Raw genomic sequence first — 14,030 nt, forward strand, 5'->3', positions numbered from 1 at the left:
TTTGTTCACATCCATGTCGATGTTCAAATTATAACCGTTGATGCGTCAGCCCTGGATCGGATGCAGAGCTTCACTTTGTGCTTTTCCTCGGCTCCACTTGCCACCATACTTTTGTTTCATGGCACACATGGCACTCCAGCGCCCGCATATTCCACTATATTGACGATTAAATTCTTTAGAAGAGGTTATCCATGCATCGGGGCTAATGTTGAGCTCGGTAAGTAGGCTGGGCTGAGACGATGCAATAAAACCGGTTTTATCATGGCGAATTGCTCGTCCCGTCCACTCAATGAGTTCAATATAATCAGCTAGATAAAACGGGATCCCCACTAATTGCGAGTCCTTTACATGCCCGCTAAAAGCTAATAAAGGTTTTAAAGGCAATGTTGGTGAGCTGTCGTGAGACTGAGGTTTCGGCAAATCTGGTTTATCCAACTCCTCAATTCTTTGTTGAATAGATGTGTAATCAGAACATTGTAAAGAGTGAGCGACTCCCGCACGTATGGGGTTCAAATCGACATACATCATGCAAGCTAACAGCGCTTGCTCGCCAATTAAGGCCTGTGACTTAAAGCGGCCATCCCAAAAAGCGCCCTTACAGTCATCTTCTTGATTCGCCTTGTGGGAAATATACTGATTTAAACTGCTCATAAACCAGCTAATACTACCCAATCGCTCATGCCATTTTTCAATATCAATATCCAATAACAACTGTTCAGAGTCGGTTAGTACGTCACCATTTAAAAATTGTTTAGCCACAACGTTACCCGAGAAAACGTGCAACCAACGAGACACTATGTCTTGAGGTGAGAGAGATTGATGCGTCTCTACATCTATTTTTAGTACCAAGTGATAATGATTAGACATGATTGCATAAGCACAAATATCAATACAAAAAGCCGACGCTAATCGCTTAGCTCGCTCAATAATCCAACCTCTGCGGTGTTCATAACTGCGGCCAGTGCTTTGGTCTTCTCCACACAGGTAGGCACGCCGAACGCAACGATGGATCACATGGTAATATGGCGTACTGTCTACATCAATTAGCTGACGGCGAGCGGTAGTCATAGTGCCTCCTAATAACAAACCAATACCATTAAGCTTAGTGATTAAATACCAAACTGCCTAATAAATGGCTGACATAAAGCCCACTCGCGCAAGTTGTGCAAGTTGTGACTGTCCTAACAAATTCATAAACGCGACATTATTGGCCAAACCGTTGTAGCTGCATCTCTTGCAATCGGCTTAATGTGCGCCGAAATGGAAAAGCTAAGGCGCCGTGGCTATAGAGTTCATCTAGCGGAACTTCGGCACTAAGGTACAGGGGGATCTGGCGGTCATAGCACTCATCAACCAAGGCAATAAAGCGACGAACACCATCGTCTTGGCGAGATAGCGCAGGCAGTTCTCTGTCACCGGCTGTAACTTGAGTCACACCGTCCTCAGTCCCTCTCGCAATCGCTTTTTGCTGTTTACTGCCGGTTAAGTTAGGCACCTCACTGAGAAAAATAGTTGAATATGAGTCACATAGCTTAATAAAGTCAGCCGCCGCTAAGGGTTGCTCACAAAGATCGCTATAACGACACCACAACAGCTGCTTGGTGCGTTGTATCACCTGAATATCTCTGTGCCCTAGCGATAATGCTTGTGTATGCGCGGGGTCCAATGCCAATGCAGCAAAGGCGGTGGCTAATGATTGGGGATCATTGATCCAAAATCGGCATAAAGGCTGCCCGGGATGCAATCGATGATCTTCTCTTCCATTTATATTTAGTACTCGCATATGGCGATTGATCGCAGCAATAGCTGGGAGTAAACGTTCACGATTAAACCCATTTTCATAGAGCTTTTCGGGTGGTTGATTGGAGGTAACAACCAATATCAGGCCCTGTTTAAATAACTGCTGTAATAAGCGACTCAGTAACATCACATCGCCAATATCACTAATAAACAGCTCGTCTAAACATAATACCTTGGTTTTACTCGCCAGCTCTTGCGCCAATAAAGTAAGCGGGTCTGCTTGTCCAGTAAGTTGAAACAAACGCTTATGTACCCAGCGCATAAAGTGATGAAAGTGCATTCGTTGGGGCGATAAGGCCAAGTCACTTGTAAGGCTTTGATAAAAACAATCCATTAGCCACGTTTTCCCACGCCCAACAGGCCCCCATAAGTACACACCCGAAACAGAAGCATCGCCAGACTTAAGCTGTTGATAACAATGCTCTAAACACGCAACGGCTTTGAGCTGCGCAACATCCTCTTTAAAACCTGCACTTAATGCTTTTTGGTAGGCAAAGTAAGGAGAAAGCTCAGACATTAGTCACCCATTTATTTAAAATAGCCACTCATCGCTAAGTTTATTGTCAACTGCGTAAAAGATTTGCCTGTCCTGACTCTTTTGTTTGTCACTGTAAGGTGGCATACGAATCACTTTTTTCTGTTACCTCTTTTGCATTCAGAGCAAAAGATCTGACTGTCCTGACTTTTTGCGTTAAGCCTGCCGGTGCTTAAATAGAAACGGCCTGTTCTATCACTAGAACAGGCCGTTCACTCCCAGTGTGATTAAGCTAATTCTTTCACCACATCTAGTACATCCAGCTCAATACCGTCTAGTTCAGCGTCCCAGTTGGGGCCAATACGCACACCATCTTCAGACATGTCCTCTACCCACACCTCTAAAAACTCAGGTAGCGTAATTTCAAAAGGCTCATACTCAGCCCATTCATCAATACATTGAACTTTTGCGTCACTTTCACTAGACCACACCGGCATAACTTCGGTATCTTCAAACTCGGATGAGTCACAAACGACCCAATCTTCTCCGAAGCGCAGTCCCCACATCACACGGTTCTGGGTAACCTCGTCGAGAAAACGCTGGTAACTTTGTTGATGATTGTCGCTCATGTTGTTCACCTTTGGGCTGGTAATGGGGAAGCTCCCCTATAATGGGGCGATACTGAACCAAATCTCCCCTAGACTCAATTAAAACAATACTAACAGATACAGCGCTATACAAGGGCAGTACGCCCATATTAAATAATAGGAGATGGAGTAATGAAATTACCTGCCAAGCAATATGTGGCAAGCCTAGATGTAGATGCTCAATATACCTTTACTCCCGTCTGCCCAAACGAGCTCCCCGTTGCTGGCGGTGACACTATTGCCCATGAATTAAATAACCAAGCGCAATTTGCATCTTACCGACTGGGATCCAAAGATGCTCACTCTCCACAGGCGTTATGGGTCAGTAATGATCAGCACCCAGCATTTAGTAAACTGGATGGCGACAATATGGATATTCGCTGGCCAAGTCATGCCGTGCCAGGCACTCAAGGGTTTGAGCTATTAGAGGGTTTACCAAGACCTGCAGATTATGATTTTTTTGTGTGGAAAGGCGTAGAGCTAGATATGCACCCTTACGGGGCTTGTTATCATGATTTAGCGGAGCGCATGAGCACCGGCATTATTGAGTATTTAAACGCGAATGCAGTTAGCACTGTAATTGTGGGTGGCTTGGCAACCGACTATTGTGTGCAGCATACCGTGCTTCAATTATTAAGCGCGGGCTTCACCGTAATAGTCAATAGCGCAGCTATCCGAGGCGTAGCCCAAGAAACCAGCCAAGCCGCCATTAACAATATAATAAAACAAGGTGCCCACTTTATACCAAGCAGCATTGAGCTGGAGCCTGCCCATGACTAACTGCCACCCCCAACCTCAGTCACAAAGTGATTATGTCATAGCGTCTTTACTTGATACTGACTTATATAAGTTCACCATGATGCAAACTGTACTGCATCAACACCCAGCCGCCGAAGTTGAATATCACTTTCGCAGCCGTAATATTGATTTAGACTTTACTGACTGCATTGATGATATTGCGGCTGAAATAACGCACCTTTGTCAACTAAAGCTATCGGAAGATGAACTGACTTATCTGGGGCAGTTAGACTACATAAAACCTGATTTCATTCACTTTCTACGGCTATTTCGTCTCGACCAACGCTTTATTCATCTCAGTTGCCATCAAGGTGTTCTGGATCTCAAAATACGAGGCCCCTGGCTACACACTATTTTATTTGAAGTACCTTTACTCTCAATTATCAGTGAAGTCTATTGTCGCCGTCATCATCCCAAGCCCGATTGGCAAGGCGCCCGCGCGCGATTACAAGATAAAATTACTGTGGTAAAAAGCGACACCTCCCATGCCGACTTTCGCTTTTCTGACTTTGGTACTCGCCGCCGTTATTCTCGCGTTTGGCAACAAGAAGTCGTCTCTGAGCTTGCACAACAGCTACCACAGCAGTTTAGCGGGACCAGTAATTTAGACTTGGCACGCCGCTTAAACCTTAAACCCGTGGGCACCCTTGCTCATGAATTTATGCAGGCTTTTCAAGCATTAGGACCCCGATTAATTGATAGCCAGAAGATGGCATTAGAAGCTTGGGTACATGAATATCGCGGCCAGCTGGGCATAGCACTAACGGATGTGGTGGGCATGGACGCATTCTTGCGCGATTTTGATTTATATTTTGCGAAGTTATTTGATGGTTTGCGCCAAGACTCGGGTGACCCAGTAGAGTGGACTGAAAAAGCCCTCGCCCATTATCGGCGACTGAATATAGACCCGCGTAGTAAAACCTTTGTCTATAGCGATGGCTTAACGATGCACAGTGCACTCGATTTATATCAACAATTTAAAGATCAATGTAAACCTGCTTTTGGCATAGGAACACACTTAACCAACGATATCATGAGCCACTCTCCTATGAATATCGTGCTGAAAATGACACGTTGTAATGGCCAAGCAGTCGCAAAATTATCCGACAGCCCAGGCAAAGCCATGAGCGACGACGAGGGCTATATGGCCTATTTAGCTCAAGTATTTAACGTCAATTTAGCCACTGTAAAATAACAGCGGCCAGCATAGGCTGGCCGCTTACAGTCAAATTGTCATTCAGTACGGAGGTATTATTGCTGAACGCTTAAGGTTCGACCGTCTGTAGCAAACACAACCACACTGCCATTCTCTGTGCGCTCTACACGTTGTGCCTGTCCCAAGATCTCTAGCATAGTGCGCTCATGCTGCATTTGCTCTTCGGCGCACATCATCATGGTACCCGCTAACTGAGACGTGCTTAACATATCGCCGTCTAATTGGTAGCTGCCATTAAAGCTGTTACAAAACGCGCGGCCAAATAGACGACCATCGTCACCAAATTGAATACTGGCTTGCACTTCAGCCTCACTGGGCGATAACACTCCCTCACCATTTAAGTGAGTCACTCGCCACTCAACACCTTCTAGTTGCGTGGCTTTCTCGCCCTCGCTCACTTGCTGTAAGACTAAATTACCTACCTCAGTCAGGCCAGGTTCAACTGAAACACCCATTGGAGCACTGTACCAGCTCACCTGATCTTGTTCTTTAATCACGGCACTTAAGCTGTAAGCACCAGAGTTCAGCTGTTGCGTATTCAGCATTACATTAAACGGAATCGGCAATGCTTGGTCATTCAACTCTATATGCTGCTTGGCAACAACCTCACCCTTGGCCACGCTAGTATCGCGCACCGTCACTTCAGCCACACTGTTGGGCGCTAGCATAATACGCGATAAATAAGATAAAGAGCCCGTAACCTGCTGTTGGCCCGCCTCATTGTGTGTAGCACAGCCGCTTAGTGCCGTGATAGCCGCAGCTGACGTTAATGCAAAAACAGTTCGTCGATTCATCAAAACACCTCAAATAATCAGGCTCTATTGTCCTTGAGCAAAAGTGCAGATCCACTTGCAGGCTAAAATTAGAGTAAATACGTCCTCACTGTAACGGTTTTTGTCTCGAGATGCGCTAGCCATAACAAAAAGAACCAGCTTAACCTCAGTAAATAACGCAACTACGACACAAACTGCCAATGCTCTAAAGATAGTAAAGATAGGACAGTCATATCTTGTGATAACCATCAGCAGAAAGAACCAAAGATGGGACAGTCAGATCTTTTGGCGGATAAAAGTGTCATAAATAGCTAAGGATACAGAGGAGCTATGCTTTAGGCTTTTAATATTGCTAGCAGGTGAGGCGTGCTATCTGACCGTTATGCAGCTTGAAAAAAGCGTTTTGTGGGATTTCTTGTTGCCAAATGTCATGGTATTCCAACCCTGCGTATAAGCCACGTAAGATGGCACCAGATAAACCATGACCAATAACAATAACCTGTTGGGGAAGCCTAGGGTCTTGTAGCCAGTGATTCAGACGTTGCTTAGCATCGGCAAAACGCTCGGCTTTGGGTGCTTGCAAGTACCAGTCTAAAACTGCTTGGGATATCTGCGGGTATTTTAACTGTAAGTCTGGCGCGCGCAGCTGTTCCCACTCCCCAAGCCCTACTTCCATCAGCCGTTCATCGAGTTGAATATGCTCGACTGATAGCTGCAGGTGCTTACAAATAATGGCTGCTGTTTGCTGAGCGCGACCAAGCGGACTGGAGTAAATCGCCCAGTTTTTGGGGGTATCGAGCACCTCACATAATGTGTTCGCCATGGCCTTCGCTTGCTGTACACCTAGCGCAGTCAGATCTGAATTACAGCGCCCCTGCAAACGCTGCTCGGCATTAAACTGGGTTTGGCCGTGGCGCAATAAGTAAATAGTACGAGACATATATTCTTGACCTTAATCACAAACCTAACGCTATTTAGCCACTGAATACACAAACAAAAAGTAACAATACGGCCGCGTTAAAATTTAGGAGCTTAGCCGTTCATATTTCAGTATGTCTGTGTATTCTGTGGCAAGAAAGTCTTTAATATTTTAGATAAGCTCTAAAAGTCGACCGTTACCTTAGCCGCACAGTCGTTGGCTTTGATTTTGGCTGTCTCAATATCATCAGCCAAGGCAAGAGCCACTCCCATGCGGCGACGACCGTTGATCTCGGGCTTACCAAATAAACGCAGCTCGGTATCAGGTTCGGCCAAAGCGCCGGCTAAATGACCAAATCGAGTGTGACTAGACTGGCCTTCTGGCAAAATCACCGCAGAGGCGGCTGGGCCATATTGGCGAATGAGCGGAACTGGTAGGCCTAAAATAGCGCGAGCGTGCAAGGCAAACTCCGATAGATTTTGTGAGATAAGCGTGACTAAGCCAGTATCGTGCGGGCGCGGCGATACTTCACTAAACAACACCTCATCACCACGAATAAACAGTTCAACCCCAAAGACACCATAGCCACCTAAGGCGCTTGTGACTTGCTCTGCCATTTTCTGCGAGGCTGCTAAGGCCGCAGCACTCATGGCTTGCGGTTGCCAAGAAGTGCGATAATCACCGTCTTCTTGTAGATGGCCTATGGGTTCACAAAAGCTGGTGCCGTTCACATGGCGCACCGTGAGCAAGGTGATTTCATAATCAAATTTAACAAAGCCTTCGATAATAACTCGCCCACCACCCGCACGCCCCCCTTCTTGGGCATAATCCCACGCGGCTTTAATTTCATCTGGATGACGTAAAGTACTTTGCCCTTTGCCAGAAGAGCTCATAATGGGCTTCACCACACAAGGTAGCCCTATTTCTGCTACCGCTGCTTTAAATTCACTTAAACTACCGGCAAAACGATACGGCGAGGTTGCTAGGCCTAATTCGTCGGCGGCTAGACTGCGAATGCCCTCGCGGTTCATGGTGAGTTGTGTTGCTCTGGCTGTGGGTATCACAGTAAAGCCTTCTTGCTCTAGCTGCGCTAAGGTATCGGTCGCAATGGCTTCTATCTCGGGCACAATAAGATGCGGTTGTTCTTGCTCAATCACAGCCCTCAGTGCGGCTCCATCTAGCATAGAAATAACATGAGAGCGGTGCGCCACTTGCATAGCTGGTGAGTTAGCGTAGCGATCAACCACTATCACTTCTACACCTAGGCGTTGCAGCTCAATGGCCACCTCTTTTCCTAGTTCACCCCCGCCGCACAGCAGTACTCGCGTCGCCGTTTTTGAGAGCGGCGTTCCAATTGTCGTCATCGTTACTATCCCTATAAAAGTGCGCCGCGCTCTGCGGCTTCAAAAAGCCATAAGCGGCAATAAAAACACCGAATTGGCACGGTAGAACACAGCAAAAGACCGAATATCTCTTTATTTCAGCTTAGGATTTCGAGCCTATCGCTCCCCGATGTGTTGATGTTCAGCCAGCCAACTTTGTGCCGCTAAGTTCCAGTTTTGGCTTTGCTGCCAATGCGCCATAATCTGTTCTAAATCTTGCGGCTGCCATTGCAAATCACGCAATATGGCTCTCGCCTTGGGCGCCTCTTGCTCTAAACTACGCCGAATAATGGTGTGCGGCTTATCCTGACTTGGCCATGTTTCACCCGCTAGCTGATGGCTTTTAGGCCCCATATCATCCAGCCTATCAAAAAAACGCTCTACAAAAGGAGCCGAAGCTTGTGGCAACCACACCGTCACACTGGCATCGGCTTTGCCTGCCCATAAGCGCTGCCAAATTTGACCTAATCGTACTTCACTTACTGTAACTGTAAAGCCTTGCTGCTCTAATACGGCTTTGGCCAAATGGGTTCGCGCCAGCTCCGCAGCGTCGGCTCCCGTTAATAAGTGAATCTCTTTTGTGGGCTCTGAACAGGCAGCTAATAACAAGCTGCACACCAATAACGCTATTTTAGTCAGTCGCTGCATGATGTTCCTTTATAGTGATCATCCTTCAAGAATGCCAGATTTTGACGCCAATATCATGTTACTCAGTCCATTTAACCGAATAGCAATATGGAGGGGTGGGCTACGATTAATGTCATAAAAAGCATTAACTTAAGGAGTATATATGGGTTTTATTTGCTATCAATCACAGTACTTATTGGTTGTAAAAAACGATGGAACTTTAGTGCCGAGTTTTTATTATTCAACATGTAACTGTCTGGCTATTAGCCCTTAAATCACTTACCTGTCTAAGAGACCACACTATGAATAGTAAGATTTGCCTGTCCTCTCTCTTCCCACACTTTAATAATAAGATCTGCCTGTCCTCACTTTTTTTGATAAGTCTTTTACTATGTGGTTGTGTAGCTACGACCGAGCCCACAAGCCGACAGCCTAAGCCTTCAGAGGTAGAGATTGCCCCCGCCAAGCCGAGTCGACCTCAAGAAAATAAGGCCGTTTTATCGGAAAAGGAACGGCGTGAGCTACAGCAAGAGTTGGCAGCCGCACAAAAAAAACTTAAGGCCGCAGAGGCGGAGTTAAAAGCCATGTTAGAGCATGAATAAATCACCATTAAAAAAGCACCGAACCCTGTTGGATTCGGTGCTTGTTGCTTTATAGCAAAAAACAGCAGTAAAGCGTGTATATTGACCTGTGTCTTGCCTACTACAGCGGTTTATCAGCCAAATAGGTATCCTCTGGCTGCTCGTCGCTTTCGTTCACTAAGTCATCATCGTGCTCTTCCATCTTCCACGGCAAAATGCCCGGTGAAATATGTAAGAAGTGTAAGTATTTCTCAAACTGGTCGAGAATATCACTAATAATGTCTTGCTGATCGTAACCGTACACGTCGTAAGCCTGACCACCTCGGCGTAAAAACACCTCAGCACGGTAGTAGTGATCATCACTTGCTACTTCTTCAGTTTCAGGAAATGCAAAGTCTGGCATGGCGTAACCACGCAGACGAACTTCATAAATAAATTCCAGTTTGCCCTCTTGAAACACCTGAAATTGCGCACGGCAGTTTTGCTCATCGAAGTTTACTTCAGCTTCCCAGCCTTGTTGCTCAAGCTCTACCTCAACCTTGTGCATAGCTTGAAAAGCAATGGTGCGTAAGAATTTTTCAACCGCTTCACGGGGCGGAAAATCGACTAAGTTGGCCAGTCGTTTTTTCCAAAACCCAGGGCCCGACTTCACTCCCCCTTGTGGCGACTGCATATGCTGTTGCAAGCTCACCTCGTGGTGCCCTTCAATAACCAGCGCGCGCCACATACCTACCATGGCAATCAGCATAATAATGGCGAACGGTAAGGCACTAACAATGGTCGCGGTTTGCAATGCGCCCAAGCCCCCCGCTAACAATAGCGCGGCGGCCACCACACCTTCGGTTGACGCCCAAAATACCCGCTGCCATACCGGTGTTTGCGCCACACCACCGGATGCCAGTGAATCAATCACTAAAGAGCCGGAGTCAGATGAGGTAACAAAAAAGGTAATAATCAAAAACACGGTAATAAAAGACACAATCGAGGTCAGCGGCAATTGCTCAAATAGCTTAAACAAAGCAATGGCTTGATCGTTTTGTACTTCGTCAATAAGTGAGGTGTAACCATCCACCATAATCAGGTGCAGGGCAGTATCACCAAATACCGAGAACCATAAAAAGGTAAATACGGTCGGTACCACCATCACCCCCACCACAAATTGGCGAATGGTGCGCCCGCGGCTAATTTTGGCAATAAACAAGCCCACAAAGGGCGCCCAAGCAATGGTCCAACCAAAAATAAACAGCGTCCAGTTACCAATCCAATCACTAGCGGTATAGGCCTGCAAATTAAAGGTACGCTCGACGATATTGCTTAAGTAACTGCCGGTATTTTGCATAAAGGTATTAAGAATAAATACCGTCGGCCCTACGGCAAACACGAAGATCATCAGCGAGATGGCCAGCACCATATTCAGCATCGACAACCGTTTTACGCCTTTGTCCATGCCTGCCACTACCGACAAGGTCGCCAACGCAGTAATGGCGACTATGGCAATAATTTGTACCGTGGTACTCAAGGGAATACTGGGCCAGAGATAATTAAGACCCGCATTAATTTGTGCTACCGATAACCCAAGAGTGGTAGCAATACCAAACAAGGTACCCAGAATGGCGAACACATCCACGATATGCCCCATAGGGCCGTGAATTCGCTCACCAATTAAGGGATACAAGGTTGAGCGCATCGACAGCGGCAAGCCATGGCGAAAAGCAAAATAGGCCAGCGATAAGCCCACCAAGCCATAAATTGCCCAAATATGAAAACCCCAATGGAAAAAAGAAATTTGCATGGCCTGCTTGGCAGCATCCACTGTCATCGCTGGGCCTGCAGGGGGAGAAGCGTAATGTAATACTGGCTCCGCCACGCCAAAAAATAACAAGGCAATGCCATAACCGGCCGAAAATAACATGGCAAACCAGGCTACAAAGCTATACTCAGGCTCAGCGTGATCTGGCCCAAGCTTAATATTGCCCCACTTACTAAACGCGACAGCCACAATAAACACCAAAAAGATGGCGACTGATAACATGTAGAACCAGCCAAAACTTTGGGTAAAGTAGGCCAAAATATCGGAGAAAATATCTCCTGCAAGTTCAGGGTTACTCATGGTGCCTATCACCATAAGCGCAATGACAATAACGGCCGGAATAAAAACCGGCACTAAAATGGTAGAAGAAGGAGGTGACTTATCTGCGTTCATCTTTTCTGAGGCCATATATAGCACTCCTGTATTATGTTTAATTATATAAATGCCACGTACTCTTAACCAGTCTAACGTAAAAGGCCGCCACTTTTTATCATAAACAGGATTCAGTTGAAAAATGCTGGTCGCTTCAAATGTTCAGCTACTATCTGCACAAAACTTTTAAAAATCAATTAGATGAAAACAGCACTAGATAAGACGTTAATAGCTCATTAAAAAGCCGCTGTCACCAGCGGCTTATTCTTATCAAGATAACACGCAGAAACGTTAGTTCACCTGCCCTAAGTTTACGTACTTAGTTTCTAAAAACTCATCCAAGCCCATGCTGGCCCCTTCGCGACCTAAGCCGGACTCTTTGACTCCCCCAAAAGGGGCCATTTCATTGGAGATCATGCCGGTGTTGACCCCCACCATGCCCGACTCTAATGCTTCAGAGACGCGATAGACGCGATTCAGGTTTTGCGTGTAAAAATAGGCGGCTAAGCCAAACGGCGTATCGTTGGCGCGTTCAATGACTTCAGCCTCGCTGGTAAAACGAAAACAAGCGGCTACCGGACCGAAGGTTTCTTCGTGCGCCAGCATCATACTTTCGTTAGCGTCACTCAATACGGTAGGTTGATAAAAGGTGCCGCCCAAGGCACGGCGCTGGCCTCCGCAGACTAAGTTGGCGCCCTTATCTAAGGCGTCACTTACATGCTGCTCTACTTTTTCTAAACCCGCTTGATTAATCAGTGGCCCCTGCTCAGCTCCCTCACTCAATCCGTCTGCCACATTAAGGGCTTGTGCTGCTGCCGCTAACTTTTGTACAAACTCATCATAAATATTTTCTTGTACAAAAAAGCGATTCACACACACGCAGGTTTGGCCGGTATTTCTAAATTTAGAGGCCATGGCACCTGCCACAGCCGCATCTACGTCTGCATCATCAAACACAATAAAGGGTGCATTGCCCCCAAGCTCTAAGGAGAGTTTTTTAACCGTGTTAGCCGCTTGGCTCATCAGCAATTTACCCACTTTAGTGGAGCCGGTAAAAGACAGTTTACGCACATCAGGGCTTGCCATTAACGTCTCACTAATAGCCGCAGTATCCCCCGAAACCAAGTTCAGCACCCCCGCGGGTAGTCCGGCTTGTTCCGCCAGTACCGCCAAGGCATTGGCACACAAAGGAGTATCACTAGACGCCTTCACCACAGCGGTACAGCCCGCAGCCAGTGCCGGCCCTACCTTACGGGTTAACATGGCCATCGGAAAGTTCCACGGCGTAATGGCAGCCACCACGCCCACGGGCTGCTTAATCACCCACAAGCGATTATCAAAAGTGGGGCTGGGAATGGTCTCCCCGTTAGCGCGCTTGGCTTGCTCGGCAAACCATTCTAAAAAGCTGGCTCCATAAGCGACTTCGCCTTTGGCCTCAGCAAGCGGCTTGCCTTGCTCTAACACCATCAATTCAGCTAATGCGTCTTGATGCTCCATCATCAGTTCATACCAGCGGCGCAATATGGCAGAGCGCGCTTTTGCTGTTTTATGACGCCAAGGTCCAAAGGCTTGTGTTGCGGCATCAATCGCCGCTTGAGTTTCTTGAGTACCGCATACTGCCACCTTAGCAAGTAATTGGCCGCTTGCTGGATTATTCACCTCATACTGCTGGTTGCTATCACGCCATTGGCCATCACAGTACCAGCCGGTTTGCCATAAGAAATGTGCGTTATCCATTAAGCTTCTCCTTGGTAAAACAAAGCGTTACGCTACAAGCGATACGCCACTCGTTCAAGGCAACAGCCCATCAAGCCTGCTAAACGCTCTCATATAAAGCGTCACGGTATGGCGTTAACGCAGTGCATCTTAGCCCCTTATATTGTTAAGCCAGCGCTGCCTTAAGGGCACTAAGTCAATGGCACCAAACTGAGCCTCACTTTTATTAGCGCGCCACGCCCACGACTGATTACCATAATCAAAGTGCCACCATTCACTGGGTAAATTGGTAAAACCGGCTTGGCGCATCACGCTGTGTAATAAACGGCGATTTTCAATCACCTCAGCTTGTTGTGCCGTCGTTTTTTCAAGGGTTTCAAAAGCAGCACTGCAAGACCAAGGGCTGATCTCATCAAACTCTGTTCCCATATCCACCAACAGCCCTTCTGCATCACACAAGGTCACATCCACAGCACCGCCGGTGAGATGAGTGCTAGGCGCGAGCGGATCATCACTGGGGGGAGCGATAAAATGGCGAGTTCGATTGAGCAATTCAGGTTCGCTATCATTGGCATAATGAGCATTCATGGCCGCAAATAAGCTATCAAATAAATATTGCTGCACTCGTAAAGGGCGCCAGCCATCTAACACCACCAGCTCTACCCCTATGGGTAACAGCCGAGCCGCTTTGTATAAGCGATACAGCACACTCAAGCGCACATAACACTCACTAAGCGCATGGGGAATGCCCTGATGAAAGTAAGCAGGGTAGGACTGTAACGGCGATTTAACTAACCCCAACGGCACGAGAGGATCTTGATTGTCGACGATAGGCAGCGCTAACAGCGCCGTCCAATCCGGTGTCGATTCTTGTGCAATGGCCTGAGATAAAAAGTTCATAATATTCGCCCCAG

At 47.0% G+C, this 14,030-nt stretch carries 12 protein-coding genes; 2 read left to right on the plus strand and 10 right to left on the minus strand.

What is annotated here, in order from left to right:
• Positions 1-45 precede the first annotated feature (45 nt).
• The 3 genes from ACTHY5_RS07655 to ACTHY5_RS07665 form a co-directional block, all read right to left on the minus strand.
• Positions 46-1,068: a transposase gene (locus tag ACTHY5_RS07655; protein WP_441878361.1), complete on the minus strand. Its 1,023-nt coding sequence runs from the start codon at positions 1,066-1,068 to the stop codon at positions 46-48.
• A gap of 136 nt (positions 1,069-1,204) precedes the next feature.
• The gene (gene zapE / locus ACTHY5_RS07660) at positions 1,205-2,317 is read right to left on the minus strand and encodes a cell division protein ZapE (RefSeq protein WP_441878363.1); all 1,113 of its coding nucleotides are present in this window, start codon (positions 2,315-2,317) and stop codon (positions 1,205-1,207) included.
• A 245-nt stretch (positions 2,318-2,562) separates the two neighbouring features.
• Positions 2,563-2,904 (minus strand): DUF2750 domain-containing protein, encoded by a 342-nt coding sequence (locus ACTHY5_RS07665; protein ID WP_441878365.1) that lies wholly within the window; start codon positions 2,902-2,904, stop codon positions 2,563-2,565.
• A 150-nt stretch (positions 2,905-3,054) separates the two neighbouring features.
• On the opposite strand from ACTHY5_RS07665, the gene ACTHY5_RS07670 reads away from it, so the two are divergent.
• Both ACTHY5_RS07670 and pncB read left to right on the plus strand, forming a co-directional pair.
• Positions 3,055-3,702, plus strand: a complete 648-nt coding sequence (locus ACTHY5_RS07670) for an isochorismatase family protein (protein ID WP_441878367.1) — start codon at positions 3,055-3,057, stop codon at positions 3,700-3,702.
• A complete protein-coding gene (pncB, locus tag ACTHY5_RS07675) occupies positions 3,695-4,915 on the plus strand; it encodes a nicotinate phosphoribosyltransferase (RefSeq protein WP_441878369.1) in 1,221 nt (406 codons plus the stop codon). The genes ACTHY5_RS07670 and pncB overlap by 8 nt, the downstream gene beginning before the upstream one ends.
• Before the next feature lie 56 nt (positions 4,916-4,971).
• Here pncB and ACTHY5_RS07680 read toward each other — a convergent pair whose 3' ends face one another.
• The 7 genes from ACTHY5_RS07680 to ACTHY5_RS07710 form a co-directional block, all read right to left on the minus strand.
• Positions 4,972-5,730 (minus strand): META domain-containing protein, encoded by a 759-nt coding sequence (locus tag ACTHY5_RS07680; RefSeq protein WP_441878371.1) that lies wholly within the window; start codon positions 5,728-5,730, stop codon positions 4,972-4,974.
• A 331-nt stretch (positions 5,731-6,061) separates the two neighbouring features.
• Positions 6,062-6,649 carry a histidine phosphatase family protein gene (locus ACTHY5_RS07685; RefSeq protein WP_441878373.1) on the minus strand — a complete coding sequence of 196 codons (588 nt, stop codon included), beginning with the start codon at positions 6,647-6,649 and terminating at the stop codon, positions 6,062-6,064.
• Between the two features lie 161 nt (positions 6,650-6,810).
• Positions 6,811-7,992: a formate-dependent phosphoribosylglycinamide formyltransferase gene (gene purT / locus ACTHY5_RS07690; protein WP_441878375.1), complete on the minus strand. Its 1,182-nt coding sequence runs from the start codon at positions 7,990-7,992 to the stop codon at positions 6,811-6,813.
• 135 nt (positions 7,993-8,127) lie between these two features.
• Positions 8,128-8,658, minus strand: a complete 531-nt coding sequence (locus tag ACTHY5_RS07695; protein ID WP_441878377.1) for a glycine betaine ABC transporter substrate-binding protein — start codon at positions 8,656-8,658, stop codon at positions 8,128-8,130.
• A gap of 681 nt (positions 8,659-9,339) precedes the next feature.
• Positions 9,340-11,436 (minus strand): BCCT family transporter, encoded by a 2,097-nt coding sequence (locus ACTHY5_RS07700; protein ID WP_441878379.1) that lies wholly within the window; start codon positions 11,434-11,436, stop codon positions 9,340-9,342.
• Between the two features lie 255 nt (positions 11,437-11,691).
• On the minus strand, positions 11,692-13,137 hold the full coding sequence (locus tag ACTHY5_RS07705) for an NAD-dependent succinate-semialdehyde dehydrogenase (protein WP_441878381.1): 1,446 nt from the start codon (positions 13,135-13,137) through the stop codon (positions 11,692-11,694).
• Between the two features lie 129 nt (positions 13,138-13,266).
• Positions 13,267-14,030, minus strand: a 764-nt coding sequence (locus tag ACTHY5_RS07710; protein WP_441878382.1) for a M15 family metallopeptidase, incomplete at its 5' end; no start/stop codon positions are given.

It is taken from the genome of Oceanisphaera sp., from assembly GCF_052084945.1.
Taxonomy (GTDB): domain Bacteria; phylum Pseudomonadota; class Gammaproteobacteria; order Enterobacterales; family Aeromonadaceae; genus Oceanimonas.

Coding starts and splice junctions, on each gene's coding strand:
- ACTHY5_RS07655 (WP_441878361.1), bottom strand. CDS start 1,068: ATGACTACCGCTCGCCGTCAGCTAATTGATGTAGACAGTACGCCATAT.
- zapE (WP_441878363.1), bottom strand. CDS start 2,317: ATGTCTGAGCTTTCTCCTTACTTTGCCTACCAAAAAGCATTAAGTGCA.
- ACTHY5_RS07665 (WP_441878365.1), bottom strand. CDS start 2,904: ATGAGCGACAATCATCAACAAAGTTACCAGCGTTTTCTCGACGAGGTT.
- ACTHY5_RS07670 (WP_441878367.1), top strand. CDS start 3,055: ATGAAATTACCTGCCAAGCAATATGTGGCAAGCCTAGATGTAGATGCT.
- pncB (WP_441878369.1), top strand. CDS start 3,695: ATGACTAACTGCCACCCCCAACCTCAGTCACAAAGTGATTATGTCATA.
- ACTHY5_RS07680 (WP_441878371.1), bottom strand. CDS start 5,730: ATGAATCGACGAACTGTTTTTGCATTAACGTCAGCTGCGGCTATCACG.
- ACTHY5_RS07685 (WP_441878373.1), bottom strand. CDS start 6,649: ATGTCTCGTACTATTTACTTATTGCGCCACGGCCAAACCCAGTTTAAT.
- purT (WP_441878375.1), bottom strand. CDS start 7,992: ATGACGACAATTGGAACGCCGCTCTCAAAAACGGCGACGCGAGTACTG.
- ACTHY5_RS07695 (WP_441878377.1), bottom strand. CDS start 8,658: ATGCAGCGACTGACTAAAATAGCGTTATTGGTGTGCAGCTTGTTATTA.
- ACTHY5_RS07700 (WP_441878379.1), bottom strand. CDS start 11,436: ATGGCCTCAGAAAAGATGAACGCAGATAAGTCACCTCCTTCTTCTACC.
- ACTHY5_RS07705 (WP_441878381.1), bottom strand. CDS start 13,137: ATGGATAACGCACATTTCTTATGGCAAACCGGCTGGTACTGTGATGGC.